At 66.4% G+C, this 26994-nt stretch carries 22 protein-coding genes; 10 read left to right on the plus strand and 12 right to left on the minus strand.

Going from position 1 to position 26994, the window contains the following annotated elements; genetic code table 11:
- Window positions 1–9 precede the first annotated feature (9 nt).
- Together pqiB and KGR00_RS06515 are read right to left on the minus strand one after the other, a co-directional pair.
- Window positions 10–1653, minus strand: a complete 1644-nt coding sequence (gene pqiB / locus KGR00_RS06510) for an intermembrane transport protein PqiB (protein WP_224417248.1) — start codon at window positions 1651–1653, stop codon at window positions 10–12.
- A complete protein-coding gene (locus tag KGR00_RS06515) occupies window positions 1646–2926 on the minus strand; it encodes a paraquat-inducible protein A (RefSeq protein WP_224419797.1) in 1281 nt (426 codons plus the stop codon). Before KGR00_RS06515 ends, pqiB begins: the two co-directional genes overlap by 8 nt.
- Window positions 2927–3179: 253 nt before the next feature.
- Here KGR00_RS06515 and KGR00_RS06520 point away from each other — a divergent pair, with 253 nt between their 5' ends.
- The 6 genes from KGR00_RS06520 to KGR00_RS06545 all read left to right on the plus strand — a co-directional run bounded on the left by KGR00_RS06520 (window position 3180) and on the right by KGR00_RS06545 (window position 11354).
- Window positions 3180–4154 carry a calcium/sodium antiporter gene (locus KGR00_RS06520; protein ID WP_224417247.1) on the plus strand — a complete coding sequence of 325 codons (975 nt, stop codon included), beginning with the start codon at window positions 3180–3182 and terminating at the stop codon, window positions 4152–4154.
- 322 nt (window positions 4155–4476) lie between these two features.
- Window positions 4477–5892, plus strand: coding sequence for a cytochrome ubiquinol oxidase subunit I (locus KGR00_RS06525; RefSeq protein WP_224417246.1), 1416 nt, complete (start codon window positions 4477–4479; stop codon window positions 5890–5892).
- Window positions 5893–5895: 3 nt separating this feature from the next.
- The gene (cydB, locus tag KGR00_RS06530; RefSeq protein WP_224417245.1) at window positions 5896–6897 is read left to right on the plus strand and encodes a cytochrome d ubiquinol oxidase subunit II; all 1002 of its coding nucleotides are present in this window, start codon (window positions 5896–5898) and stop codon (window positions 6895–6897) included.
- A complete protein-coding gene (gene cydD, locus KGR00_RS06535; protein ID WP_224417244.1) occupies window positions 6894–8579 on the plus strand; it encodes a thiol reductant ABC exporter subunit CydD in 1686 nt (561 codons plus the stop codon). Before cydB ends, cydD begins: the two co-directional genes overlap by 4 nt.
- Window positions 8566–10296, plus strand: coding sequence for a thiol reductant ABC exporter subunit CydC (gene cydC, locus KGR00_RS06540; RefSeq protein ID WP_224417243.1), 1731 nt, complete (start codon window positions 8566–8568; stop codon window positions 10294–10296). The genes cydD and cydC overlap by 14 nt, the downstream gene beginning before the upstream one ends.
- Before the next feature lie 65 nt (window positions 10297–10361).
- Window positions 10362–11354 (plus strand): adenosine deaminase, encoded by a 993-nt coding sequence (locus KGR00_RS06545; protein ID WP_224417242.1) that lies wholly within the window; start codon window positions 10362–10364, stop codon window positions 11352–11354.
- Between the two features lie 91 nt (window positions 11355–11445).
- On the opposite strand, the gene KGR00_RS06550 is transcribed toward KGR00_RS06545, so the two are convergent.
- The 5 genes from KGR00_RS06550 to xdhA form a co-directional block, all read right to left on the minus strand.
- Window positions 11446–12828 (minus strand): nucleobase:cation symporter-2 family protein, encoded by a 1383-nt coding sequence (locus KGR00_RS06550; protein WP_224417241.1) that lies wholly within the window; start codon window positions 12826–12828, stop codon window positions 11446–11448.
- Between the two features lie 227 nt (window positions 12829–13055).
- Window positions 13056–14414 (minus strand): guanine deaminase, encoded by a 1359-nt coding sequence (gene guaD, locus KGR00_RS06555; protein ID WP_224417240.1) that lies wholly within the window; start codon window positions 14412–14414, stop codon window positions 13056–13058.
- A gap of 19 nt (window positions 14415–14433) precedes the next feature.
- On the minus strand, window positions 14434–15273 hold the full coding sequence (gene xdhC / locus KGR00_RS06560) for a xanthine dehydrogenase accessory protein XdhC (protein ID WP_224417239.1): 840 nt from the start codon (window positions 15271–15273) through the stop codon (window positions 14434–14436).
- Window positions 15260–17749, minus strand: coding sequence for a xanthine dehydrogenase molybdopterin binding subunit (gene xdhB, locus KGR00_RS06565; protein WP_224417238.1), 2490 nt, complete (start codon window positions 17747–17749; stop codon window positions 15260–15262). The genes xdhC and xdhB overlap by 14 nt, the downstream gene beginning before the upstream one ends.
- A complete protein-coding gene (gene xdhA, locus KGR00_RS06570) occupies window positions 17733–19208 on the minus strand; it encodes a xanthine dehydrogenase small subunit (RefSeq protein WP_224417237.1) in 1476 nt (491 codons plus the stop codon). Before xdhA ends, xdhB begins: the two co-directional genes overlap by 17 nt.
- Before the next feature lie 230 nt (window positions 19209–19438).
- On the opposite strand from xdhA, the gene KGR00_RS06575 reads away from it, so the two are divergent.
- From KGR00_RS06575 to KGR00_RS06585, 3 genes are all read left to right on the plus strand, one after another.
- Window positions 19439–20080, plus strand: a complete 642-nt coding sequence (locus tag KGR00_RS06575) for a TetR/AcrR family transcriptional regulator (protein ID WP_129138419.1) — start codon at window positions 19439–19441, stop codon at window positions 20078–20080.
- 501 nt (window positions 20081–20581) lie between these two features.
- Window positions 20582–21304 carry a GntR family transcriptional regulator gene (locus KGR00_RS06580; protein WP_224417236.1) on the plus strand — a complete coding sequence of 241 codons (723 nt, stop codon included), beginning with the start codon at window positions 20582–20584 and terminating at the stop codon, window positions 21302–21304.
- Window positions 21305–21787: 483 nt separating this feature from the next.
- Window positions 21788–21952 carry a hypothetical protein gene (locus tag KGR00_RS06585; RefSeq protein WP_162500794.1) on the plus strand — a complete coding sequence of 55 codons (165 nt, stop codon included), beginning with the start codon at window positions 21788–21790 and terminating at the stop codon, window positions 21950–21952.
- 153 nt (window positions 21953–22105) lie between these two features.
- Here KGR00_RS06585 and KGR00_RS06590 read toward each other — a convergent pair whose 3' ends face one another.
- Window positions 22106–22324, minus strand: a complete 219-nt coding sequence (locus KGR00_RS06590; protein WP_129138417.1) for a hypothetical protein — start codon at window positions 22322–22324, stop codon at window positions 22106–22108.
- Window positions 22325–22607: 283 nt separating this feature from the next.
- On the opposite strand from KGR00_RS06590, the gene KGR00_RS06595 reads away from it, so the two are divergent.
- On the plus strand, window positions 22608–23141 hold the full coding sequence (locus tag KGR00_RS06595) for a gamma carbonic anhydrase family protein (protein ID WP_224417235.1): 534 nt from the start codon (window positions 22608–22610) through the stop codon (window positions 23139–23141).
- 106 nt (window positions 23142–23247) lie between these two features.
- Here the strand turns inward: KGR00_RS06595 and KGR00_RS06600 are convergent, their stop codons facing one another.
- The 4 genes from KGR00_RS06600 to KGR00_RS06615 all read right to left on the minus strand — a co-directional run bounded on the left by KGR00_RS06600 (window position 23248) and on the right by KGR00_RS06615 (window position 26909).
- Window positions 23248–23571: a hypothetical protein gene (locus KGR00_RS06600; RefSeq protein WP_224417234.1), complete on the minus strand. Its 324-nt coding sequence runs from the start codon at window positions 23569–23571 to the stop codon at window positions 23248–23250.
- 742 nt (window positions 23572–24313) lie between these two features.
- Window positions 24314–25462, minus strand: a complete 1149-nt coding sequence (locus KGR00_RS06605; RefSeq protein WP_224417233.1) for a hypothetical protein — start codon at window positions 25460–25462, stop codon at window positions 24314–24316.
- A 32-nt stretch (window positions 25463–25494) separates the two neighbouring features.
- Window positions 25495–26262, minus strand: coding sequence for a hypothetical protein (locus tag KGR00_RS06610; protein ID WP_224417232.1), 768 nt, complete (start codon window positions 26260–26262; stop codon window positions 25495–25497).
- The gene (locus KGR00_RS06615; protein ID WP_224417231.1) at window positions 26259–26909 is read right to left on the minus strand and encodes a hypothetical protein; all 651 of its coding nucleotides are present in this window, start codon (window positions 26907–26909) and stop codon (window positions 26259–26261) included. Before KGR00_RS06615 ends, KGR00_RS06610 begins: the two co-directional genes overlap by 4 nt.
- Between the last annotated feature and the right edge of the window lie 85 nt (window positions 26910–26994).

A 26994-nucleotide genomic window follows, 5' to 3' on the forward strand; every position in this document is an offset into this window, starting at 1 on the left:
CCTTCCGTGTCATGGTTTGGGGGCCCGCGGGATCGGGTCCTGGCCGGCGCTGTGATCGAAGATCAGCGCATTGGGCTGCTCGCTGAGCGTCTCGGCCAGCGGCTGCAGGTCGCGGACCAGGCGCTCGATGCTTTCCAGCGTGTCGTCGAGCTTGCGATAGGCCTTCGAGTCGGGCGAGAGGCCGTCGAGCGCGCGTTGCAGATTCTCGAGCGTGGCGTTGAGGTTGCCGGGAATCTCGCGGGTCGCCGGGTCGTCGAGCATCTGGCGCAGGGTTTCGGCGCTCTGGCGCACCTCCTCGAGAGTCGCCTGCGAGGTCGCCATGGTCTTGTCGAGCTTGTCGAGGATCGGCTCGACCTGCAGCTCGTTGAGCTTGTCGAGCAGGTTCGAGACCTTCTGCTCGATCTGCGCGAAGCCGCCCGCGGTGGTCGGGAAGACCGTCTTGCCCTCGAAGGTTTCCGGCTGGTACTGGCCGCGCTGGTCCTTGTCGAAATTGAGGTCGACGAACAGCGCTCCAGTGAGCAGGTTACCGTTCTTGAGCGAGGCCCTCAGGCCATAGCCGAACATGCGCGTGAAGCGTTGACGCCACTCGTCGAGATCGATCGGCTGGTTGTCGAGGGTCAGGCGCTGTGGCTCGATACGGATCAGCACCGGGATCGCGAAGCGCTGCCGCGAGTCGGGCTGTGGCGCGGTGAAGTGCCAGGGCACGCTGACCACCGTGCCCACGCGCACGCCGCGATACTCCACCGGCGAGCCCTTGGAGAGGCCGCGCACGGTGTCGTCGACCAGCAGCACGTATTCCAGGTTGCTGTTGTAGGTACCCTGCAGGGCGCTTTCCTCGTCGGCATAGAGCGTGTAGGTGCTGTCCGGCTCGGCCTTGGGACCCGGCGGAATGTCCTCGGGGATGCCGAAGGTCACGCCGCCGCCGACCAGGGCCTCGAGCGATTCCATCTGCACGCTCACGCCCTCGGAATCGAGATCGACCTTGATCCCCGAGGCCGACCAGAAGCGGGTGGCCTCGGTGATCAGGGTATCGTAGGGCGATTCGATGAACAGCCGATGGTGCATCTCGCGATCGTCGGGATCGAAGGTGGCGTCCTCGACGCGGCCGACGGTGAAGCCCTGATAGGTGACGGGGTCGCCGACGCGCAGCGAACTGCCCAGCTTGCTGACCAGGTTGATGCGCACGCCCTCGGCGCCGGGCGGGGCGACCGGCGGCTGGTCGAGGACCTTGAAATGGTACTTGCGCTCGTCGTCCTGGCCGGGCTGGAGCTGGATGTAGGCCCCGGAGAGCACGGTGTTCAGGCCGCTGATGCCCTCGCGGCCGATGCGCGGCTTGACCACCCAGAAACGTGTGCCCGCGTTGAGCATGCGTTCGGCGTCCTCGCTCATCCGCGCGGTGACCACGGTGTGCGAGAGATCGTCCGACAGGCGCACGCTCTCGACCCGGCCGACCTCGACGTTGCGGGTCTTGATCAGTGTCTTGCCGGCCTCGATGCCTTCGGCGTTGGGCATCTCCAGGGTGATCTGCGGGCCGCGCCGGCTGACGTTGTCGTAGACCAGCCACAGGCCGATCAGCACGGCGACCAGCGGAACGATCCAGATCGGCGAGATGCGGGACTGCACCTGGCGTTGGGCGCGGTGCGCTTCAGGCATGAGAGGCTTCCTTGACGGACGACGGGGATTGCCACAGCAGGCGTGGGTCGAAGGTGATCGCCGCCAGCATGGTCAGCACCACCACGGCGGCGAAGGCCAGGGCCGCGGGGCCCGGGGTGATCGACATCAGCGTCCCGGCGCGGATCAGTGCCACCAGGATCGCCACCACGAAGACATCGACCATCGACCAGCGGCCGATCAGCTCGGTGACCCGGTACAACCGGGTGCGCACGGTACGGTGCTCGCCGGTCCGGTAGCGGGCGGCGATGCACAGCCAGCTCAAGGCGAGCAACTTGCCCACCGGGACCAGCACGCTGGCGACGAAGATCACCCCGGCCACCGGATAGGAGCCCATCTGCCAGAGCTGCACGACCCCGCCGATGATGGTCGACGGGCTGGCGTCGCCCAGGTACGTGGTCGTCATGATCGGATAGAGGTTGGCCGGCACGTACATCACCGCCGAGGCGGCGAGCAGCGCCCAGGTGCGTTGCAGGCTGTTCGGCACGCGGGCGTGGAGTGGCTCGCCGCAACGCCGGCAGCGCCCATGGCCGTGCGTGTCGAGGGTATTGACCAGGCCGCAGGTCGGGCAGCCGGCGAGCCCCTGTTCGGCGGCCGTGGTGCCGGTGCGGCTGTGCGCCGGGGCCAGTGGCTCGCCGGCCAGCGAGAACCACATCCAGTCGTTGTCGATCGACTGGGTGGTCACCAGCAGCAGCACGGCGAAGGCGCAGAAGGCCCAGAAGGAGATGCCCAGACTGACCTCGGCCAGCCCGGCGACCTTGATCAGGCTGACCAGCGTGCCGACGATGAACACGTCGGCCATCATCCAGGGGTGCATGTGGACCAGCGAGCGCGCGATGCCGCGGCTGAAGGGCAGTGGTTCGCGACGCAGCAGGCCGACGTGCAGCCAGACGACGCTGGCCAGGTAGAGGGCCGGCAGCACGGCGATGCCCAGTAGCACGCAGACCGCCACCACGGGCTGATGGAAACCGATCAGTTGCGTGGTGGTCTCGAACAGTTCGATGCGATTATGGATACCGCTGAACTCGAAACTGATGAACGGAAAGGAAACGGCGATCGCCAGGGCCACCAGCGCCGCCAGCGACAAGGCCAGGTTGCGTTCGGCCGGGTGCGAGCGACGCTGGGCCAGGGTATGGCCGCAGCGCGGGCAGTCGGCCTTCTCGCCGGCGCGCAGCGGCGGCAGGGCGACCAGCCAGTCGCACTCGTGGCACACCCGCAACCGGCGGCGCGTGCGCCGGGGGTGCCGAGCGTCCAGGTGGGGGCGCGCGTCCCTGCTGTCAGCCGTGGTCGATTCCACTCGGTCGTCCCGTGATTCGTGGTGTCATGCGGTCAAGATTTCCAGTGTAACCGCTTCCCGGTCGGGGGCGAACGGCGTTTCTCGATCCGTCGCGAATTCCCATCATGAAGGTACGGACCCCGAGCGGACCTGGCAACTGGCCGTGCCGCGACGACTCGGGCATCATGCGGGCAAACTCATGCAGCGTGTCCGCTGAGGCGGGGGAGGCCTTGTGCTACTGGCGATAGCAGCCATCGTTGTCGGTTTGATTCTGCTGGTCTGGAGTGCCGACCGTTTCATCGACGGCGCCGCGGCGACGGCGGGCCATCTCGGCTTGCCGTCGCTGCTGATCGGGATCCTGGTGATCGGCTTCGGTACCTCGGCGCCGGAGATGATGGTCTCGGTGCTGGCGGCCGCCCAGGGCAATCCCGGCCTGGCGCTGGGCAACGCCTATGGCTCGAACATCGCCAACATCGGCCTGATCCTTGGCGTGACGGCACTGTTCAGCCCGCTCGCCGTGCACTCCCAGGTGATCAAGCAGGAACTGCCGCTGCTGGCGGTGGCGACGCTGATCGCCGGGGCACTGCTGCTGAACGGCCGCATTTCGCGGCTCGATGGCGCCGTGCTGCTGGTGCTGCTGGTCGGGTTGATGGGCCTGACCATCTGGCGCGCCAAGCGCGGCGCGGGCGATACGCTGGGTGTCACGACCGAGGCGAACATGGCCGAGCATGCCATGTCACTGCGGGCGGGCATCGTCTGGACGCTGATCGGGCTGGTACTGCTGATCGTCAGTTCGCGGCTGCTGGTCTGGGGGGCGGTATGGATCGCCCAGGCGCTCGGGGTGAGCGATCTGATCATCGGCCTGACGGTGGTGGCGGTCGGCACCTCGCTGCCGGAACTGGCCTCGGCGATCACCGCGGTGCGCAAGAACGAGCACGATCTGGTGCTGGGCAACGTGGTGGGCTCCAACCTCTTCAATCTGCTGGCGGTGGTGGGCCTGGCCGGGGTGATCACGCCGATCGACGTCAGCAGCGAGGTGCTCTGGCGGGACTGGCCGGTGATGGCGGTGCTGACCCTGGCGTTGATGATCTTCGGCATCGGCTGGCGCGGCCAGGGGCGCATCAACCGTTTCGAGGCCGGCGCGCTGCTGCTCGCCTACCTCGGCTACAACGGCTATCTGATCGGCACCCTGGTGCAGGGCGCCTGACAGGGCCGAGGGCGGCGGCGACGGCATTGTCTCGGCGGCGGTTTTGCCGACTACACTCTTGGCACCGAGGGAGACTCGCCGGTCGGCCTGCGTCAACGGACCTCACCGGCGCGTCTTAAGGTGGGCCTCCCCGGACGGGTATCATGAGGTCGTGCCAGTACTTGGCCGATGGTCATTCCGCGCGTCCGGGGATGGCTGGCCAAATGCTGGATGCTGGGTCGTTGTGACCGACAAGAACGGCTTTTGGGCCGACAACAAGCAGAAATGCGCACCAAAACCCTGTCGACGACGGCCCCAACCGATGCTGGGTTGAGGAGTCGCCATGGAGCTTGATCCGATTCTGCTGTCGCGATTGCAGTTCGCGTTCGTCGTATCCTTTCACGCCATCTTTCCGGTCTTCACGATCGGTCTGGCGTCCTATCTCGCGCTGCTCTACGGGCTGTTCGTGAAGACCGGCAACCCCGCGTGGGAGCGGCTCGCCGAATTCTGGACCAAGGTGTTCGCCGTGGTGTTCGGCATGGGGGTGGTGTCGGGGATCGTCATGTCGTTCCAGTTCGGCACCAACTGGAGCAACTTCTCCCAGGCGGCCTCCAACTTCATCGGCCCGATGCTCAGCTACGAGGTGATCACCGCCTTCTTCCTCGAGGCGGGCTTCCTGGGGGTGCTGCTGTTCGGTCGCGAGCGGGTCTCGCCCAAGGTCCATCTCTTCGCCGCGCTGATGGTGGCGCTGGGCACCTTCGTCTCGGCCTTCTGGATCCTCGCCACCAACAGCTGGATGCAGACCCCGGCCGGGGTCGAGATGCGCGACGGGCTCTTCCACGTCACCTCCTGGCTGGAGGCGATCTTCAACCCGTCCTTTCCGTATCGCTTCGCGCACATGGTGATCGCCTCCTTCCTGACCGGCGGCTTCGTGGTCTCCGGGGTGAGCGCCTGGTATCTGCTGCGCGGTCACGACGTCGAAGCCAACCGCAAGGCGCTGTCCATGTCGATGTGGCTGCTGCTGATCGCCGCGCCACTCCAGGCCTTCGTCGGCGACATGCACGGGCTCAACACCCTCGAGCACCAGCCGGCCAAGGTCGCCGCCATGGAAGGCCACTGGCAGCAGGAGGGCGATGGCGTGCCGCTGCTGCTCTTCGCGCTACCCGATCAGCAGGCCCAGACCAACCACTTCGAGGTGGCCATACCGCACGGGGCGAGCCTGATCCTCACCCACTCGTGGAACGGCACCTTCCCCGGTCTCAGCGAGGTGCCGAAGGCGGAACAGCCGCCGGTCTGGATCGCGTTCTTCTCGTTCCGGATCATGGTCGCGCTGGGGCTGGCGATGATCGGTTTCGCCCTCGTCGGGCTGCTGCTGCGACGCGGCGGTCGACTCTACACCCATCGCGCCTTCCTGCAGGGGCTGCGGTTGATGAGCGTGGCGCCGTTCATCGCCGTGCTCGCCGGCTGGTTCGTCACCGAGACCGGTCGCGCGCCCTGGCTGGTCTACGGCATGATGACCCAGGCCGAGGCCGTGACCCCCTCGCTGACCGGCGGCATGGCGCTGTTCACGCTGATCGGCTACGTGCTGGTCTATGCCGTGGTGTTCTATGCCGGGGTCTACTACCTCACGCGGGTGATCCGCCAGGGCATGACCGAGGGCGAGGTCCACGACGTGGAGAGCGCCATGCGGCCGATGTCCGCCTCGCACGTGGCCTATGACGACGACTATCCCGACGGCTACACCACTTCAGGGAGCTGAGCCATGGCGACTATCGACCTTTCTCTGATCTGGGCGGTGATCATCGCCTTCGGCGTGATCATGTACGTGCTGATGGACGGCTTCGACCTGGGCGTGGGCATCCTGTTTCCCTTCGCCCCGGACGAGGAATCGCGCGACGTGATGATGAATTCCGTGGCGCCGATCTGGGACGGCAACGAGACCTGGCTGGTGCTCGGCGGCGCCGGGCTGCTGGGGGCCTTCCCGCTGGTCTACTCGGTGCTGCTGCCGGCGCTCTACATCGGCGTGTTCCTGATGCTCGCCGGCTTGATCTTCCGCGGTATCGCCTTCGAGTTCCGTTTCAAGGCGCGCCGTTCGCGGCAATGGTGGAACGCGGCCTTCGCCGGCGGTTCGGCGGTGGCGACCTTTGCCCAGGGCGCGGTGGTCGGTGCCTACATCCAGGGCTTCGAGACCGCCGACCGGGTATTCACCGGCGGCGCCCTCGACTGGCTGACGCCGTTCTCGGTGCTCACCGGGCTGGGCATGCTCGCCGGTTACGCCCTGCTGGGCGCGACCTGGGTGGCGATGAAGACCGAGGGGCACATCCAGCGCTGGGCGCGTCGCCTGGTGCCGTCGCTGCTGGCCGCGGTACTGCTGGTCTTTGCCGGGGTCAGCCTGTGGACGCCCTACATCGATCCCGGGGTCTGGGAACGCTGGTTCAGTCACCTGCAGGTGATCTGGATCCTCCCGGTGCTGGCATTGGGCTGTGCCGCGCTGGTGTGGTGGGGCGTGAAGCGCGAGCGCGACATCCTGCCGTTCCTGGCCACCATGGGCATGTTCGTCTTCACCTATCTGGGCCTGCTGGTCAGCCGCTGGCCCTACGTGATCCCGCCCGAGTACACCCTGTGGGACGCCGCTTCGGCACCGGGATCGCAGCTCTTCCTGCTGGTCGGGGTGCTGTTCGTGATTCCCATCATTCTCGGCTATACCGGCTGGGCCTACTGGGTGTTCCGTGGCAAGGTGCGTCCGGGTGAGGGCTACCATTGACGCCGCCGCTGGCGGCGGACACCACACCCCGGGGCTGGCTGCGTGACCTGGCCGGTGGCGTTCGCCACTGGCTGGGACTGGCCGCTGCCGCTGCCTTGCTGGCGGGTCTTTGCACCCTGGTGCAGATGGGCCTGCTGGCCTGGCTGGTCGCGGTACTGATCAACGACTCGCGGTCGGTGGCGAGCCTGACGTCGGTGTTCGTCGCGCTGCTCGGCGTGCTGGTCCTGCGCGGGCTCGCCCAGTGGGGTCAGGAGCGGGCCGCCTTCGAGGCGGGATTGCGGGTCCGTGAGCGGGTCCGCGAGTCGCTGCTCGACCATCTCGCCGCGCTGGGCCCGGTGCGCCTGGCGGACCGCCACAGCGCGGCGCTGGGCCAGCAGCTCGTCGAGCAGGTCGAGGCCCTGGACGGTTACTTCGCGCGCTTTCTGCCGCAGTTGCGGCTGGTCATGCTGTTGCCGGCGATCATCCTCGCGGTGGTCGCGTATCTCGACTGGCTGGCGGCGCTGTTGCTGCTGCTCTCGGCACCGCTGATTCCGCTGTTCATGGCGCTGCTGGGGATGGGCGCCGAGCGGCTCAATCGCGAACAGTTCGTGGCGGTGAGCCGGCTCGCCGGGCATTTTCTCGACCGGGTACGCGGGGTGAGCACCCTGCAGCTCTTCAACCGCACCCGCGCGAGCATCGACGAGGTGTACGCCGCCGCCGACGACTACCGCAGGCGCAGCCTCAGGACCCTGCGCCTGGCCTTCCTGTCGTCGGCGGTGCTGGAATTCTTCGCTTCGGTGGCGATCGCCCTGGTGGCGATCTACATCGGCTTCGGCCTGCTCGGCTACATTCGTTTCGGCCCCGCCGACGGACTGACGCTGTTCAGTGGGCTGTTCGTGCTGTTGCTGGCCCCGGAGTTCTTCCAGCCGCTGCGCACCCTGTCCCAGCACTATCACGATCGCGCCGCGGCGCTGGGGGCGGCAGACGGGTTGATCGAACGGCTCAAGCAGCCGGCGCCGTCCATTCCCGCGTTCGCGACGGGCGATACGGTCCCGCCGCGTATCAGCCTGCGCGGCGTATCCCTCGCGCATGCCGGCCGCGGGCGGGTGCTCGGCCCCCTCGATCTGGACGTCGCCCCGGGCGAATGTCTGGTCCTGGTCGGCCCCTCGGGCAGCGGCAAGTCCTCGCTGCTTCAGGCGATGGCCGGGTTCGTCGAGCCGGCAGCGGGCACCCTGGACGTCGAGCCGCGCGGGCCGAGCGCCTGGATGGACCAGCGTCCCTGGCTGATCCAGGGCAGCCTGGCCGACAACCTGCGGGTGGTGGCGCCGGACGCCGACGACGCGGCACTCGAGGCGGCGATCGCCGGGGCGCATCTCGGCGAGGTCGTCGCGGCGTTGCCCGACGGGCTGGCCACCCCGCTGGGCGAGCGCGGCTTCGGCCTCTCCGGGGGCCAGGCCCAGCGGCTGGCGCTGGCGCGGGTGTTCCTGTCGCGGGCCCCGCTGATACTGCTCGACGAGCCGACCGCCGGGCTGGATGCGATCACCGAGGCGGCCATCGTCGAGGCCTTGCAGGCGTTGCGTCGCCAGGGCGTGACGCTGGTGATCGCCACTCATCATCCGGCACTGGTCGCGTTGGCCGATCGTGTCGTCGATCTGGCGCGGCCGCCAACGGCGGAGGAGAGGCCCAACGATGTCTCGGCATGAGCGGCGGCGCGTTCCGAACGGCGATCAGGGTGCTGGGTCGCTGGGCGCGGATTTTCGTCCCTGGCTGACCCGTCTGGGGCGTCGCCGACGGCGCCTGTGGCTGGGCGCCGCTCTGATGCTGCTGACCGCGGTCTCGGGGATCGGCCTGCTGGCGCTCTCCGGCTGGTTCATCACCGCCACGGCGTTGACCGGCGCGCTGATCGCCGCGGGGGTCGCGGCATCGATCGACGTCTACGTGCCCGGGGGCGGCATTCGGGCCTTCGCGATATCGCGGACCGTGGCGCGCTATGCCGAGCGGCTCTACAACCACGACACGGTGCTGCGCGTGCTCGCCGACCTGCGGCGCGATGCCTTCGCGGTGCTGACCCGCCTCGATGGCCGCGAGCTGGCCAGGCTGCGTGCCTCGGAGTGGCTCAATCGGCTGACCGCTGACATCGACACCCTGGATGGCCTCTATCTGCGGTTGCTGGCACCGCCGCTGGTGGCCCTGCTGGCGGCCCTCGGCGTCGGCGTGCTGCTGGGTGTCTTCGTGCCGATCGCGGCGCTTGCCGTGACGTTACTGCTGCTGGCGTTGTGGGCCTGGTTGGTGATCGGTCAGGCGCGGTTGGGCATGGCGCCCGGTCAGCGGCGGGTCGCCACTCAGGATCGCCTGCGCAGTCGGATCATCGAGCTGCTCGAAGGCCTCGCCGAGCTGCGTGGCCACGGGGCACTGGATGATTACCGGAGGCGTCTCGGCCTGGAAACGCGGGCGCTCTATGCCGATCAGCGGCGGCTGGCCAGCCGTCAGGCGCTGGGTAGCGCGCTGGCGGGGTTGGGCGTGAGCGCCGCTGCCGTGCTGGCGCTGTGGCTGGGCGCCCGGGCCTACGAGGCACAGCGGATCGGCGGCGCCGTGATGGTGATGCTGCCGCTGGCGGTGCTGGCGCTGAACGAGGTGTTCGGTGCCCTGCCGACGGCGTTCACGCCACTCGGCGGTACGCGCGCGGCGGCCCGGCGGCTCAATGCGCTGGAAGCCCGGCAGGGTGGCATCGCGGCCCCCGGGACGCCACAGCCATTGCCCGACGGCCGGCCCGGTATCGCCTTGCAGGCTGTCACACTGCATTATCCCGGCGCCCCGGTGCCGGCGCTCGATGACGTCTCGCTGGCGATCACGCCCGGTGAGCGGCTGGCGCTGCTGGGGGCCTCGGGAGCCGGCAAGTCCTCCATCGGCCAGTTGCTGGTCCGCCAGCTCGATCCCACCGCGGGTACGCTGCGTTTCAACGGCGTCGACCTGCGCCGGGTCGCACCGGCCCGGCTGCGCCGGCGTATCGGCTATCTCACCCAGCGCAGCGAGCTATTCCAGGCCAGCCTGGCCGACAACCTGCGCCTCGCCGATGCCCAGGTCGACGAGGCGGCCCTGTGGCGGGCCCTGGAGATCGTCGAACTCGCCGACTGGGCGGCCGCGCTGCCGGTGGGGCTGGAGACCTGGGTGGGCGAGTCGGGGCGCCGGCTTTCCGGCGGTCAGGCGCGGCGTCTGGCATTGGCGCGGGTACTGCTGACCCGGGCCGAGCTGGTGATCCTCGACGAGCCGTTCACCGGCGTCGATGCCGCCACCGCCGCGCGTATCGCCGCGCGGCTGGACGCCTGGCTCGAGGGGCGCACGGTGCTCTACCTGGCCCATGACGACGCCTGGCTGCCCGGCGTGACGCGAACCCTGACGTTACGCGAAGGGCAGCTCTGAAGCGGACTTTGCCCGATCGGTCAGCTCAGGCAATATGGCATGGACTCATATTGCGGGAGACCCCCATGCACGACTGGTTGAAGGGCCTGCCCAAGGCCGAACTGCACCTGCACATCGAGGGCACCCTGGAGCCCGAGCTGATGTTCGAGCTGGCGGCGCGCAACAAGGTGTCCTTGCCCTACGCGTCAGTGGATGAGGTCCGCGCCGCCTACGATTTTCACGATCTGCAGTCGTTCCTCGATCTCTACTACCAGGGCATGGCGGTCCTGCGCACCGCCGACGACTTCCATGACCTGGCGATGGCCTACTTTCGCCGGGCCCATGCCGACGGCGTGGTGCATGTCGAGTTGATGTTCGACCCGCAGGCGCATCTGGCCCGAGGCGTGGGACTGGCCCCGCAGATCGAGGGCTTGCGCCGGGCGATGCGCGCGGCCGCCCGCGAGCTGGACCTGTCGAGCGCGCTGATCCTGAGTTTCGTGCGCGACCGCCCGGCCGACGAGGCGATGCAGGTGCTCGAGCAGGCCAATTCCTACCTGGAACTGGTCGATGCCGTGGGGCTCGACAGCGCCGAGCAGGGCCACCCGCCGGACAAGTTCGCCGAGGTCTTCGCCCGGGCCGGGGATCTGGGCCTGGCCCGGGTCGCCCATGCCGGCGAGGAAGGGCCGCCCGAGTACATCCACCAGGCGCTGGATACCCTCGATGTCTGCCGCATCGACCATGGCGTGCGCTGTCTCGAGGATCCGGCGCTGGTCGCGCGGTTGCGCGACGCGCGGATGCCGCTGACCGTGTGCCCGCTGTCCAACACCCGGCTCAAGGTGGTCGAGACGATGGACGCGCATCCGTTGCCGGCCATGCTCGACGCCGGTCTCACCCTGACCCTCAACTCCGACGATCCGGCCTATTTCGGCGGCGGCATGCTCGACAATTTCCTGGCCTGCCACGCGGCCTTCGATTGGGACCGCGCGACCTTCCGCACGCTGGCTCGCAACGCCGTGGAAGCGGCCTTCATCGAGGAGCCGCGGCGCGAGGCGCTGCTGGCGCGTATCGATGCCCACTGAGATTGAGCCGCTCGACGTCGCCTCCTGTCCGGAAATCGAAAAAGCCCGCCTGACGGCGGGCCAATAAGGGAAATGATACGCCGACCGACGTTCAGTCGACCGGTTCCTCGGCGCCGGCCGTCGCCGCCGGAGCGGTGCTGGTGTCGCGCATCTCGCCCGAGGGCAGCAGCAGGCTGCAGGCGATGGCGGTGAGCCCGCCGGTGGTGATCGACGACGAGAAGATCTTCTGCGCCAGCGGGGGCAGGCCGGAGAGCACGTCAGGAACCAGCAGCACGCCGAGGCCGGTACCCAGCGAAGTGGCAATGGTCATCAGCGTCTTGCGATCCATGGTCTGCTGACTGAGGATGCGGATCCCCGATACCGCGATCAGGCCGAACATCAGCGTGGTCGCGGCACCCAGCACCGGGCGCGGTATCTGCTGCAGCAGCTGGCCGAGCGCCGGAATCAGCCCCAGAACGATGAGGATCCCGCCCACGTACCAGCCCACGTGGCGACTGGCGACGCCGGTCAACTGCACGACACCGGTGTTCTGGCTGAAGGTGGTGTTGGGAAAGGTGTTCAGCACCGCGGCCAGCGCGGAGTTGACGCCGTCGGCCATCACGCCGCCGCGGATTCGCCGGCGATAGAGCGGGCCGTCGACGGGCTCGCCCGAGGCGCGGGAGGTGCCGGTCAAATCGCCGACGGTCTCGATGGCGGTGATCAGGAAGATGAAGGCCACCGGGATGAAGGCGGCGAGATCGAAGTTCAGCCCGTAGCGCAGCGGTTGCGGCACGCTCAGCCAGGTGGCGTCATTCAGCGCGGGCAGGGTCATGTGGCCGGTCAAGGCGGCGACCAGGCAGCCCACCACCAGACCGATGAAGATCGAGCCGATCCGCCACCAGGGATGGCGCGCGAGCTGACAGCCCAGCACGGTGACGATCACCAGCCCGCCCAGGCCGAGGTTGGCCAGGCTGCCGAAGTTCTCGGCACCGAAGCCGCCGGCCATGTCGGTCACCCCCACTTCGATCAGCGACAGACCGATCAGCGTCACCACGATGCCGGTGACGGTGGGCGTGATGATGCGCTTGAGTTGCCCGAGCACGCTGCCCAGCGCCACCTCGATCAGGCTGCCCGCCAGACATACGCCGAACAGCGTGGCCAGTACCCCGGTGTCGTCGGCGCCGCCCGCGCGGGCGGTCTGTCCGGCGATGATCAGCGCGCCGACGAAGGCGAAGCTGGTGCCCTGGATGCTCAGCAGGCCCGAACCCAGAGGTCCGAGGCGCTGCGATTGCAGCAGGGTGGCGAGCCCCGAGACGAACAATGCCATGCTGATCAGGTAGGGCACGTAGCCCTGCAGGTCGAGAGCGCCGGCGATGATCATGCTCGGTGCGATGATGCCGACGAAGCTGGCGAGCACGTGCTGGAAACCGGCGAGCAGCGCCTTCGCCGGGGCCGGTCGCTCGTCGAGCCGGTAGAGGGGCGTGTCCACGGACATGAGGGTTCCTCGGTATGCTGTTGTATACAAAAGATGCGCGATGCGTCTTCTCTTCTGTATGCAATTCTTCTGCCAGACGCCCGCGGTGACGGCAAAGCGCCTATGACCGGTCGCTGAGGCGGCTAGGCGGCGAACGCAAACGCCGCGGTACGCGACGCAAAAAGAGCGGCAGGCCCGAAGCCATGCCGCTCGACAGCGCGAGACAAGTCGCAGGAAGAGGGGGCTGATCAGGCGGGTTGGCCGATGCGCTCCGATGGTGCGTCGTGCGGGGCGCTTGCATCACGCTGATGCACGAGCCGGCCGTGGGCCCAGGTGGCGTACACGGCCCGGTCGTCGCCGAGGATCATCAATGCGAAGAGCCGTTCGGCCAGGCACTGGGTGCGAGCGGTGCGCCGGGCGAGCAGCGGCGTGGCCTGGGGATCGAGCACCACCAGGTCGGCCTCACCGCCCTCGCGCAGGCTGCCGATGTGAGCGTCCAGATGCAGGGCGCGGGCGTTGCCCAGGGTCAGTCGGTAGAAGCCCTGCCAGGCGGTGAGCGGCTGGTCGAGCAACTGGCCGACCTGATAGGCCGCCTTGAGGGTGGCGAAGCCGGACAGGTCGGTGCCGGCGCCCACGTCGCTGGCCAGCGAGACGTTGAGACCCGCCTCGCGGCAGGCCAGGCGATCGAACAGGCCGCTGCCCAGATACAGGTTGGAGGTCGGGCAGAAGGCAATGTTGGCGCCGGCCTGGGCGAGCCGCTTGCGCTCGTCGGGCGACAGGTGGATGCCGTGGGCGAAGGTGCTGCGCGGCCCGACCAGCCCGTACCGTTCGTAGACGTCCAGATAGTCGCGGGACTCGGGGAACAGCTCGGCCACCCAGTCGATCTCGCCGCGGTTCTCGGAGAGGTGCGTCTGCAGGTAGAGATCGGGGGCGTTGCGCAGCACCGCGCCGGTGGCGTCGAGCTGCTCGCGGCTCGAGGTGGGCGCGAAACGCGGCGTCAGGGTATAGCCGAGCCGGTCGGTGCCGTGCCAGTCGGCGATCAGCCGCTCGCTGTCGGCGAGCCCGCCCCGGGCGGTGTCGACGAGGCCGTCAGGGGCGTGACGGTCCATCAGCACCTTGCCGGCGAGCATCCGCAGGCCGCGGCGCCGGGCGGCCGTGAAGAAGGTGTCCACCGAGACCGGATGCGAGGTACAGAACACCTGCGCGGTGGTGGTGCCGGTGCGCAGCGTCTCGTCGAGAAAGGCCTCGGCGACGTTCTCGGCGTGGGCGCGTTCGGCGAAGCGGCACTCCTCGGGAAAGGTGTATTCATTGAGCCAGTCGAGCAGCTGGCGACCGTAGGAGGCCATGATGTCGAGCTGCACGTAGTGCACGTGGGTGTCGATGAACCCCGGCATGATCAGCTTGTCGCGATAGTCGACGATCTCGAGCCCGGCCGGCAGGTGTGGGGCGAGCTCGGCGTAGTCGCCGATGGCGCGGATACGGCCGTCCTCCAGCCACAGCGCGCCGTCCTCGAGGTGCAGGACGCTGCCGGATTCCGGGGTATCGCTCTCGCCGGGATCATTCAGAAAGCTCAGCAGGGGGCCGCGCAACAGGCGGGCATCGGTCATGGTCGGTCTCCTGAAGCGGTCACGGGGCCGATCGTGGGGGAAACGTCGCCCGCAGCACCTGCGGTTCGACGCCGCGCCGATCCGACGCGGCGGCCTGGGGTTTGAGAGTGAGCAGTTCGGCGGCCACCGCCACGGCGATCTCGTAAGGCAGCTTGCCGTGGGCGCCGGCAATGCCGATCGGGCAGCGGACGCGACTCAGCGCGTCGTCCGGGTGTCCGGCATCGCTCAGCCGGCGACGGAAGCTCGCCCACTTGCTGGTCGAGCCGATCAGGCCGAGCGAGGCGCAGTCGCCGCGTGTGAGCAGGGCATCGACCAGGCGGCGGTCCTCGTCGTGGTCGTGGGTCATCACCAGGGCGTGGCAACCCGGGGGCAACGCCGCCACCGCCGCGTCGGCATCCGCGGCCGGGCGGCGGCTCAGGCGCGGCTGGTTCGCCGCCCAGTCGGGGAAGCCGGTGTCGCGGCTGTCGTGCCACAGCACGCGCCAGGGCAGCGGCGCCAGCAGGCCGGCCAGGGCCTGGCCGACATGGCCGGCGCCGAACAGCGCGACCGTCAGCGCCGCGCCGGGAAACACCTCGAGCAGGACGTGGACGTAGCCGCCGCAGCACTGGCCCGAGCGGGCGCCGAGCGGAAAGGCCTCCAGGCGCGTTCCCGGTTCGGCGTCGGCCAGCGCCTGACGTGCGGTATCGATCACCTGGTACTCGAAGCTGCCGCCGCCCAGGGTGTCATGGACGGCATCGGCGGTGATCACCATCTTGGCGCCCGGTTCGCGGGGTGTGGACCCTGCCGTGCCGATCACGCTGGCCAGCACGTGGGGCTCGGCGGCGTCCTGCAGGCGGTGCAGCGCCTCATGCCAGATCATGCCGGGTCTCCCGCGATGCCGCCTGGGCGCCCCCTTGGCGCAGGGCCTCGGCGGCCATCAGGACACGCTCCGGCGTCGCCGGGGTGTCCAGCCGCGGGCAGACGTGATAGTCCACCAGGCTGGCCAGGGCGTCGCGCAGCGCCGACCATACCGACATGCCGAGCATGAAGGGCGGTTCGCCCACCGCCTTGGAGCGGTAGATGCTGGCCTGGGAGTTGGGGTGTCCCTCGAGCAGCGCGACGTTGAACACCGGCGGCTGGTCGCCGAAGGTGGGAATCTTGTAGGTCGCCGGCCCGTCGGAGATCAGTCGCCCCTCGGCGTTCCACTTGAGTTCCTCGCTGGTCAGCCAGCCCATGCCCTGGATGAAGCCGCCTTCCACCTGGCCGATGTCGATGGCCGGGTTCAGCGAGTCGCCGACGTCGTGGAGGATGTCCACCCGGGTGAGGCGGTACTCGCCGGAGAGGGTGTCGACCTCGACCTCGGAAACCGCCGCGCCGTAGGCGTAGTAGTAGAAGGGGCGCCCCTTGCCGGTCTCCCGGTCGTAGTGGATCAACGGCGTCGAGTAGAAGCCCTTGGCCGACAGCGACACGCGGCCCAGGTAGGCGGCCTGGACTAGCTCGCCCCAGGGGATGCGACGGTTGAAGGCGACGAGTTCGCCGTCTGCCAGGCGCATGCCCTCGCGGTCGAGCTGGTAGTGCTCGGCGGCGAAGTCGAACAGCCGCTCGCGGAGCTGACCGGCGGCGTCGCGGGCGGCCATGCCGTTGAGGTCGGCGCCGCTCGAGGCGGCGGTGGGCGAGGTATTGGGGACCTTGTCGGTGCGCGTGGCGGTGATGCGTACCTGTCGGGTATCCAGGCCCAGCTCGCGGGCCACCACCTGACAGACCTTGGTGTGAAGGCCCTGGCCCATCTCGGTGCCGCCGTGATTGATCATCACGCTGCCGTCGGTGTAGACGTGCAGCAGCGCGCCGGCCTGATTGAGGTGCTTGGCGGTGAACGAGATGCCGAACTTCACCGGCGTCAGCGCCAGGCCCTTTCTGATGACCGGGCTGGCGGCGTTGAACGCGGTGATCGCCTCACGCCGCTGCCAGTAGTCGCTGCTCGCTTCCAGGCGTTCGATGAGCTCGCTCATCAGCGGGTGCTGGTCGACGCTCTGGCCGTAATGGGTCACGTCGCGTTCGGCGCGGTAGAGGTTGCGCTTGCGCACCGTCAGCGGGTCCTCGCCCACGTGGCGGGCGATGTCGTCCATCGCCTGCTCGATGATCATCATGCCCTGCGGGCCGCCGAAGCCGCGAAAGGCGGTGTTGGAAGCGGTGTGGGTGCGGGCGCGATGGCCGGTGACTCTCGCGTCGCCCAACGAGTAGGCGTTGTCGGCGTGGAACATGGCGCGGTCGACCACCGCCTCGGAGAGATCCGGCGAGTAGCCGCAATCGCCGATCACGGTGATGTCGCCGCCGGCGAGCACGCCCCGGGCATCGAATCCCAGCCGGTAACGGTTGTGGAACGGATGGCGCTTGCCGGTGGCGCGCATGTCCTCGGCACGCGGCAGGCGCAGCCGGGCGGCGCGCCCCGTACGCCGGGCGACGAGCGCGGCGATGCACGCCCAGGGCGAGGCCTGGGTTTCCTTGCCGCCGAAGCCGCCGCCCATGCGCCGGGTCTCCACGGTCACCGCATGGAAGGGGATGTCGAGTACCTCGGCGACCAGCTTCTGGGTCTCGCTGGGGTGCTGGTTGGAGGTATAGACGACGACGCCCTCGTCCTCGGTGGGGGTGACCAGACACGCCTGGCCTTCCAGGTAGAAGTGCTCCTGACCGCCGACGAACTGTTCGCCCTCGAGGGTGAACGTGGCGCCCGCCAGCGCCGCCTGCCAGTCGCCGCGCTCCTGGACGTGGGTGAGGCGAACCACGTCGCCGCGCTCGGCACTGGCCACCGGGTCGAGGCTCGCCGGCTGTTCGTCGATCTCGACGATGGCTGCCTTGACCGCCAGGCGTGCCGCCTTGTAGCTGGTGGCGGCCACCGCGAACAGCGTCTGGCCGAGATAGCTGATCTCGTCGTCGACGAACAGCGGGTCGCCGGGGAAGACCGGGCCGATATCGGTGTGGCCGGGCACGTCGACCACGGTGAAGACCTCGACCACGCCCGGGGCGCGCTTGACCGCCTCGAGGTCGAGCCGGGTCAGGCGGCCGTGGGCCACCGGCGAGAAGCCCAGCGCCACGTGCAGGGCGTCGGCGGGCGCCGGGATGTCGTCGATGTAGGCGGCCCGCCCGGTGACGTGCTTGATGGCGCTCTCGTGGGCCTGGGCCGTGCCCGCGCCATTGGCTCGGGTGTCACGGGCCTCGCGCGCCAGCGGGCCGTCGCCCTTGTTGCGGCCGTCCTGGTCGTGTCGGGCGCGGGCCGACTCGGCATCGAACTCGGCCGGCTGGCCGGTGGCGGAGGGGGTGTCGGACGCTGTGCTGGACAGCTTAGTGAGCGTACGCATCGAGACACACCTCCGTGGCCGGGTCGTTGTCGGTATCGAGGGTCAGGCGCAGCCGCTCCAGCAGATTGGCCGCCGTGACCAGGCGATACTCGCGGGAGCCGCGGACATCGTCGAGCGGATCGAATTCGCCGCGCAGGGTGGCCCTGGCCGTCGCGAAGAGCGCCTGACCGGGCGCCTGTCCTTCCAGCACGGCTTCGGTGGCGCTGGCGCGTCTGGGGATGCCGGCCATGCCGCCGAAGGCCAGGTGGACGTCGCGCATCACGCCGTCCTCAAGGCGCCAGGCGAAGGCGGCGAGCACTGCGGAGATGTCGTCCTCGCGGCGCTTGGAGATCTTCCACACCTTGAGCTGCCGGTCCGCGGTCGGTTTGGGCACGAAGATCGCGCTGAGGAACTCGCCGTCCGCGAGCGCCGTCTTCTTGTAGTCGAGGAAGAATTCGTCGATGGGCAGCTCGCGTTCGCCGTCGGGACCGTCGAGGCGCAGGGTCGCGTCGAGGGCGAGCAGCACCGGCGGGGTATCGCCGATCGGCGAGGCGTTGGCGACGTTGCCGCCCAGGGTGGCGCGGTTGCGGATCTGCTGCGAGGCGAAGCGGTGCATCAGGTGCGAGAAGGCGGGATAGGCCTCTTCGAGCAGCGGCTCGATGCGGCGATAGGTGACGCCGGCGCCGATCCACCAGCCATCGTCGTTCTCGTCGATGCGCTGCAGTTCGGCGACCCGGGTGACGTCGATCAGCGCGTCGAAGGACTTGAGCTGCTGGGTGCTTTCCAGCCACAGGTCGGTGGCGCCGGCGACCAGGCGAGCCTGGGGCGCCTGCCGGCGGCATTCACGCAATTCGGCGAGGTCGCGGGGCCGGGCGAAGGCCTCGGGCGTCTCGCCCGCCACCGGCGGCTGGCGGGTGGCGTCATGGGCCAGGGCGGCGACGTCGGCCGGCAACTGCGGGTCGTCGGCCCAGGCCGGGTGGGTGTCCGGATAGTCGTTCATGCGCAGGGCCGCATCGCGGATCGGCCGGTAGCCGGTGCAGCGGCACAGGTTGCCGCCGAGAGCCGCCTCGAGGCGTTGCGGCGTCAGCGGGGCGGGGGCGCGGCGCTGGGATTCGTGCAGGCCGAACAGCGACATCACGATGCCCGGCGTGCAGAAGCCGCACTGACTGCCGTGGCAGTCGACCATCGCCGCCTGGACCGGGTGCAGGGCATCGCCGCGGGCCAGCCCCTCGACGGTGACCAGGTGGCAGCCGTGGAGTTGGTGGGCGGGCATGATGCAGGCGTTGGCCGTCTGGTAGGTCAGCTCGCCGCTGCCGTCCGGCGTGCCGATCGCCACGGTACAGGCGCCGCAATCGCCCGAGGCGCAGCCTTCCTTGGTGCCGGTTTGACCCAGGTGGATGCGCAGCAGTTCGAGCGCACTGGTATCGGGCGGGATGTCGGCGCACTGCCGACGCTGCCCATTGAGATAGAAGTCGATCATCACGGGTCGCTCGTTGTTATCGGTGTTCGACGTCGAGGTCAGGAGGTTTTGACCAAGTGGTCAAGATGAATGAAGCGTGGCGTATTTGCCCGGTGAGTGCAAGCCGGGGCGTTTGAAAAATGGCGCTGATCCTGACTCGCGGGGGCGACGGTTCGGCAAGTGCTTGATCGACATTGAGTCCGGGCCCGAGGTACGGCAAGCTTGCGACTTTGAACCAGCGGGGTGCTGCGATGACCACAACCCCTTCGTCGGAGGTGTCGCGGGCGAGGGTGCGCAACGAGAAGGCGATTCTCGAGGCGGCCGAGGAGGTCTTCGCCCGGCACGGTTACCGGGGGGCCAGCGTGCAGGCGATCGCCGAGGCCGCCGGGCTGCCCAAGTCCAATGTACTGTATTACGTCGGCAGCAAGCGCAAGCTCTATGTCGCGCTTCTCGAGCGGATGATGAGCCGCTGGAACGCCATGCTCGACGACATCAGCGTCGACGACGATCCCGCCGAGGTGCTCGAGGCGTTCATTCGCAGCAAGATGGAACTGACGCGCACCCATCCCCAGGGCTCGCGACTGTTCGCCGCCGAGGTGATTCAAGGGGCTCCCTTTCTTCAGGACTATCTGCGCGGCGAATTGCGCGACTGGGTGCAACAGCGTGCCAGGGTCTTCGAGCAGTGGGCCGAACGCGGGCTGATGGATCCGGTCGACCCGGTCTGGCTGATCTTCCTGATCTGGTCGGCGACCCAGCACTATGCGGATTTCGAGGCCCAGGTGCTGGGTATCACCGGTCGCGAGACACTCGATACCGACGACTACCGGCGGATCACCGATTTTCTGTGCCGTGTCGTGTTGCAAGGCTGTGGCGTGAGGTCGCGCCGGTCCTGAACGGCCCTCCCCGGCACGACGGGTACCGCAGCGTCCGGCCCTTGACGACCCGCGGCGTGTGCGCGCCGGCGCCCGTCACGCCATACTTCGATTCTGGACAGGCATTCCCGGCGAGCGGCACGAATCGTGTCAGCGAGGCGTTGCGCTCGACGGGTCCTGTTCTTCGTACTTTTGGTCTGGAGATCGCCTCTTGTATGCAAAAAAGGGGCAGAAAGCGCCAGCGAGACGGTGCGACGCCCGGCGAGGGCACTCTGATACCCTCGAAAACGCTCCGAAAAGGGTCCCGATTGTCGTGTATGTGGGGGATCCTCTGACGGGATCTTGTGCAGCGCGCACATGATTGCCCGTGGCCCCTCATCGTTGTTCATGCCTTTTCCTGAGGCGAGTGGTGACAATGTCTGGCGGGGTCGTGGATCCAAAAATCGTGTCCGATTGCATACACATGGCCTTGCCGGGCATAACGTGCGAAGGTGGAACTCGTAACGACAACGCGAGGTGGCTATGAACAAGCCATGGCAGGAAACGATGCTGGCCGATGCGCCATCCGGCGGCCGGATCAGCGACCCGCAGATCGTCGCTATGATTCGTCGGGCGGTGCTGACCCAGCGCCTGCCACCGGGGACGCGTCTGCCCGAGGTCACCCTGGGCGAGATCTTCGGGGTCAGCCGTTCGGTGGTGCGCAAGGCGCTGACTCGCTTGGCCTCTGACCACGTGATCGTTCAGCAACCCAACCAGGTGGCCCGTGTGTCGGCCCCGGACGTGGCGGAAACCCGCGAGATCTTCGCCGCTCGCCGCCTGGTCGAGGGTGAGGTCGCCGGACTGCTGGCCGGCCGCCTCGAGGAGGCGCAACGCCAGGCCCTGGCCGATATCATCGCCCGTGAGCACGAGGCGCATCAGCGTGGCGACGAGGCGGAGCGTGTCGAATGCTCGCAGGCGGTGCACCATTATCTGGCCGAGCAGTCACCCAATCGCGTGCTCGGCGCCATGCTCGCCGACCTCATCCTGCGCACCTCGATCGTCATTGCCCTCTACAAGCGTTCGGGCATGGAGGCTTGCTATCTCGATCACGATCATGCCGACCTGCTGACGTTGCTTGAGCACGGGCCGGCCGACGAGGCGAGGCGTCGCATGCACGACCATCTGAGTGCCCTGGAGGCGCTGCTGGATCTCAGGCCCCAGGAGTCGCGCATCGATCTGGCGGCCATTCTGGGCGGTGCCGCCTGAGGCCAATGCGCCTGGCCTCGCGTCACGGGTAGGTCTTGTATAAGTTTTTCCGGTGCTTTCGTATTCCTCAGTATTTTTAGGCCTAATTTACGCGTTTCTGGCTATACCAACCTTGTACTCGGGCCATGGCTGTCCTATCGTGAGAGTGTGTTCAACGCTCCCTGCTGTCCCGTTTGAGCACATGTTGCCGGTCCGTTCGCGGACCGGCTTTTTGTTGTGTCTCCTCGTTGCCGACAAGCCCGTGTCGCCCTGCGGGCGAATTCCTGTATTGCCGCAAGCGATCGGTCGGGAGTCAACAACCGGTCATACGAAGCGTGGTACCGTCGGGCTTCACCCATCCACGGAAGGAAGGCGGGACACCCCATGTCGAATCGTTTCAGGACAGCCGTCTGCCCGGTATGCCGCACCGATAACTCATGGCCGCAAGGGAGCGAACCCGCTGCTGCCGCTGCGTTGCATTGCCAGCATTGCCAGGCCTTCATCATGACCTATCACGCCTATCTCCAGGGCATGTTGCGCCGCGAGATCACTCGGGTGATGGCGTGTTATGCCGACCCTGACTCGGACTGCGAGTTGCAGTTGCTCAAGCGGGCGCTGGCCTACTCGCCACGGCAGGAGCCGAAGACGCCGTCGCTTCGTGTCGAATGACGGCCAGGTGCGCCGATACGGGGAAGGCCATTCGCGGGGGGGGGCGAGAAGGAAGGAAAGCGTCCGGCGGCAGCCATATCGCCGCGCTGAGATCCGCCAGTGGCCCCGGTCCTGGCGACCGGGGCGGGTCTCGGCGTGAGCCTTGCCTTCGGTTCAGTGCATCACTTTCCAGAGTTGCAGCAGGGGTTCCTTGACGCCATTGCGACGGGCGATGTATTCCGCTTCCCGCCGGGCGTTGGCGGCCTGCTCGAGACTCATCGGGCCGTCGTCCTCGTCACGCCGGGTGGTGGCAATCGTGTGCTCGGCAGTGTAGGCCTGAGCCGGGCCGATATGGGGGCCGAGCGTCGCTGGCGCCTGTTGCAGCTTGTTCATGGGAGCTCTCCTTGGCATTGGTCAGGGCGTCACGTGCCCTCCATTACCACGATAGTACACATTTCGTTACGTTCAAGGAGCGGCAGCGCAAGACGAGACCACGACTCGAGGTGCTTGGCGCCTCCCTCGTCATGACCGACGATGGGAGACGTGACAGGCCCGCCCTATCGCGACGCTGACGCGGAACGCCCACGGGCGAGCCCGGAAGGTCCGGTTGATCGAGGCACCGACCCTGGTTACCCGATCACCGGCGAGCCAACAACCTCAAGAGCGAGCAACGACGATGAGTCTCTATGCACTCGACAATAAGGCGCCGCGGCGCGATGCGACGGCCTTTGTCGCGCCGAATGCCGCCGTGATCGGCGATGTGACCCTCGGCAAGGATGTCAGCATATGGTTCGGCGCCGTGATCCGTGGCGACAACGACAGCATCGTCATCGGTGACGGCACCAATATTCAGGAGAACTGTGTGCTGCATACCGATCCGGGTTTCGCGATGCGGATCGGAGAGGGCGTCACGGTCGGCCATCTGGTCATGCTGCATGGCTGCACCATTGGCGACGGCACCCTGGTGGGGATGCATTCGACGATCCTCAATGGGGCGCAGATCGGTGCGCAGTGCCTGATAGGGGCCGGTTCGGTGGTCACGTCCAACAAGACATTCCCGCCGCGCTCTTTGATCCTGGGCTCGCCGGCGAAGGTCGTACGGGAACTGAGTGACGAGGAAGTCGCCGGCCTGGCCGAGAGCAGTAGCGGGTATGTCGAGCGCAAGACCCGTTATCAGACGCAGCTTCGCGCGGTCGACGAGCGTCGATAGCCCGGCAGCGTGGCGTTCGGATGCGCCAACGCAAGGGAAGCCGGCTCGGTCGTGCGTCCACCTCGCTCGGCTTTCCCTCGCTGTATCCGTAACGGTGATGCGATAGCTAGCGGGCCGGGTAGGGAGACGACGACAAGTAGCGCCAGCGACCCCGCACCTCTTCCCGGTGGAGCGGCGTCTGACCGGGCTGGTGGGCCCGTTTCATGCGATAGAACTCCCGTCGCACCTCGGTTTCGTCCGTGACGCCACGATAGATCAGACGCTGGTCGTCGCTGCCGATGAGGCAATCGGGTACGGGGCCCAGATGATCCTCGATTAACCAGATCTCCACGCCGCTGGCGCGGTCGGGTCCCTCATTCGTTGCCGCCAGCAAGTAGGTCTGGCGGTGGTCGAGATCGACGAAGTAGTCGATGCCTGTCTTGTTGCTCATCACATGCTACCTCCTGACATCACGATCAGCGATGGCGATTTCTCGCATCGCTTCTTCAGCGTAGCAGAGAATTTCGGTTTTCAAACGCTGTTCGCAATCCGGCGTGAGTCGCCCGGAAGACCGGGCGAGCAGGGGAGAGAGACGGGAAATGATCTAGGCAGAGCGCGCCTGGTGTCGAACGCTGCCAATTACTGGCTTCTGACGTACCGGCGCGGACGCTTTGCCGGCCGCAAGCGCCGGCGACGAACAGTCACGGCTGCGATGCGCCGTGGGTGTGGCAAACCTATGTTGGTTATTTTCTGTAAATTTGCGCAATGGTTAACTTGGGTTATATGTAGGCAGCCCGTTAGCGGCCTACGCTGAGTACAGCGAAAGAATCGCTGACAGGGAAGAACGAGCCAGGAAGGCTCGACAGGCCAAGGAGGCACGAACAGGACGTTCGTGGTCAGCCAGCAAGGAGACGCAGCGCTTGGAGGCCTGCCCGCGAGGGTGGGCCTTCTCTTTGTGGACTGAGAAGCCATTCTCCTTGGGTTCACTGGTCGCCAGGCTTTGTGCGAAAACTGTCTACGTTCGACAATACGGCGTTAAAAATCGGCTGGAGGGCCAGCCCGGTCAAAATGCTCATTTACACCCCGTAAACTGGTGCGTCAGCCGGGTCCGTTTTTCGCCAATTCTTGCCTTAGCTACGCGCCCCGGTCTTGCCTTCGCTCGCCGACTTTTCGTATAAATCCTAGGTTATGGCTTATCGAAGTCTGGCCACGGTGTCGCCTATCCAGCGACATAGGCGAGGATAAAGGCTATCCAAGAGCCGTAGTACCAGAACGAAGAAACCCGTAATGGCAAGCGGTAGAGTGGCTTGCATGCTGGGTTCGTTGATAAGCACATCCCAAGGGCGCGGTGCCAGGTCTCTACGGCTACTGTCGCTGTAGCTGCCGATGTCCAGTGAACGTCCACTGGCGTGGCAGGCGAGTTCGATCCCTCGGCCTCCCATTGATCCGTTCTGGACCGAGAAAAGGCAGGTGAACAGTGCAGTCGCTGACGATTGATCCAGAGCGTTCTTTTGTGAGTCGGGCTCAAACTGGCCGTTGACATTGACCGTATCACCAAGGTGCAGTGTTGTTTGCATCAAGGTATACACCTGACCGGATATCAGTTTCCGGCCAATTATCGATATCTCGCCATGGCGCAGTAATGGGGGCGAGGCAGGCATGGTTGGCTGGTATGGATCGCCGCCGATCGTGCCGATACCATTGAGAGTCCCGTTGAGTGGTGCGTCTCCTATGTCGACTAATAGCTTGGCTTGATGAAGCGCCAGGGGCTTGGTAAGGCGTTTTTGGTCGTCAGATATCTCGTCTGAAGTGCAGGCGGATTTTCCTGTCGTGTCGAGCATGGCATCGCCATCATTGATACAATCCAGGGGCTCCATAGTGGCTGCCGGTATCATATTGTTGAACGAGCGCTGACTGGAGGCGTTGCTCTCGATGGTAACTACTAATGGACCTGCCCCTCGGCGTGTCATGGTTACAATGGCATTAGGCCCGATATGCAGGTAACCATGGAAATGGTTGATTTTGGGTTCAGGTGTGTTGAAGTCAATTTCGATAAGCTCGGAACCCATCTTCGAGGCATCGCCACGTGTGGGTTTTGGAAGGCTTTGAGTGTCTGAAGTCTGTTTCTCGACTTCTGCTATCCGTTGCACGATTCGTGCGTTTGGTAGATACCAGGTCGTCGAGTTGAGCTCTCGTGTCGTGAGCCTGAGGATCTCGCTATTGGCATCTACATAGATCGTATAGGGGCGCTCGAGCGCCTTGGTAAAAACCTGTAAGAGCAGGGGGATGGCTGCCAGCGTTACAGCCAGGCCTAGCAGGGTTTGGCCGATGGGGCGTTCCATCAAACCATGACCCCCCGCCCGGCTGGGCGCCATTATCTTGCCAACTCTACGGGCACTTTCCCCGCGAGACTGGCGCCACTGCGGCGGACCAGTTGCATCTTGCGGAGATGCGGCATTCCTTCTTGATTAAGCTTGTCGAGATCCAGCCGACAAACGGTGTCATACGCAATACGATGCGGTGCCTCAATGGGCTGGCATTTTACAGCGAGATAGCGAGTGTTCCCGGCATCGGTGACTGGCATCGCCAGTAGGGTTTCCAGGCGGCTGCTATTGGCAAGTACGATGAGCGTCTTGAGGTCCGGCGAAGAGTCCCAGGCTGCCATAAGAACGGCCTCACGTTGGCTGGTGGGACGGCAATCCGGCTTCAGCTCTGCCAGCACGGCCAACTGGTGGGGGGACCTATTCTGTTTATAGTGTTTGTAGTATTCAGCTTTCTGGCTGACAAAGTTCACCTGCACAGGGCGGCCGGGACTCGATGGGATTGACTTGAGCGGTAAGGAGAGTAGGGCGCTGTATTGACCATCCCGGGAATTGAGATTGATGCAGGCGTGCTCTGATGTGCCATATTCTTCGGGCAACCAGAGGTACAGCTGCTGATTGTTGCCGTCGTTGGGCTCTCCGCCGGGCTCAACCATCATCCCCATGAGCGTCCTCCCGGATACACTGACTTCCGGAACATAGCCTTCGTTCAGTACGGTTGCATTCACCGTGGTTCGGGGTTGATCAACGGCTTGGGCGCCGAGGGGGGCGAGCGTGAGCAGACCTATCATGAGACTACCGCGCTTGATCGGCAGTTTCATGACAGCCGAATCCTGAATGGGAGGCTGGCACGGTTGCCTCCGGCGTAATCCTCTCCAGTCGCCCTGCCACCAATCGCACATTCCAGGGAACCGTTCAGATTGACGCCGTCGAGTTCGGAAAGGGTCAGGTGACAGTTGTAGTACCCTGCGGCGAGCTGCATGAGCCAGCCACCGCGAGTCAGCTGACCGGAAAAGGTTTGTGAGTTCCCAAAGCCGGCGCTCCTGAATCTTCCGCTGACTTCATCGCTGAGGGGGGCGATTTTTAGTTCGAGTAAAACGAGTTCGCGCCAGATATTGTAGGTATAGGCCTGTGGCTGGGAGGGGTCCATGGGCTCGATGAGCTCCACGGCGATGAATTCACGCTCTTCGATCAGCTTACGCAGAGCCGCCGTCTTGAGACGTTCGTCGTCGTTGCTGAAAGCCGTTTCCATCGCCATGCTGCGTAATACGGGGTCGTCATCTTTCATGACTTGTTCGAAAACCGCCAGGCGAACCGAAGGACTATCATCGGATAGCAGGTTGCGAATCTCGTCGATCATGGCCGCACGCTCCCTGGCGATTTCTAGGTCCTGCTGATCCATGGCCATGGTTGAGGTGGTCAACATTCCCAGGATCAGTCCGGCGATTGTTTTTCGTATTAATGACATGGTGATTTCTCACTATTGAGGTGTCATAAGAACTTCACTGTTATCGGGAATTTGACCGGGTGGATTGACGAAGATGTACTGGCAA

The organism is Modicisalibacter sp. MOD 31.J (assembly GCF_020147985.1).
GTDB lineage: Bacteria > Pseudomonadota > Gammaproteobacteria > Pseudomonadales > Halomonadaceae > Modicisalibacter > Modicisalibacter coralii.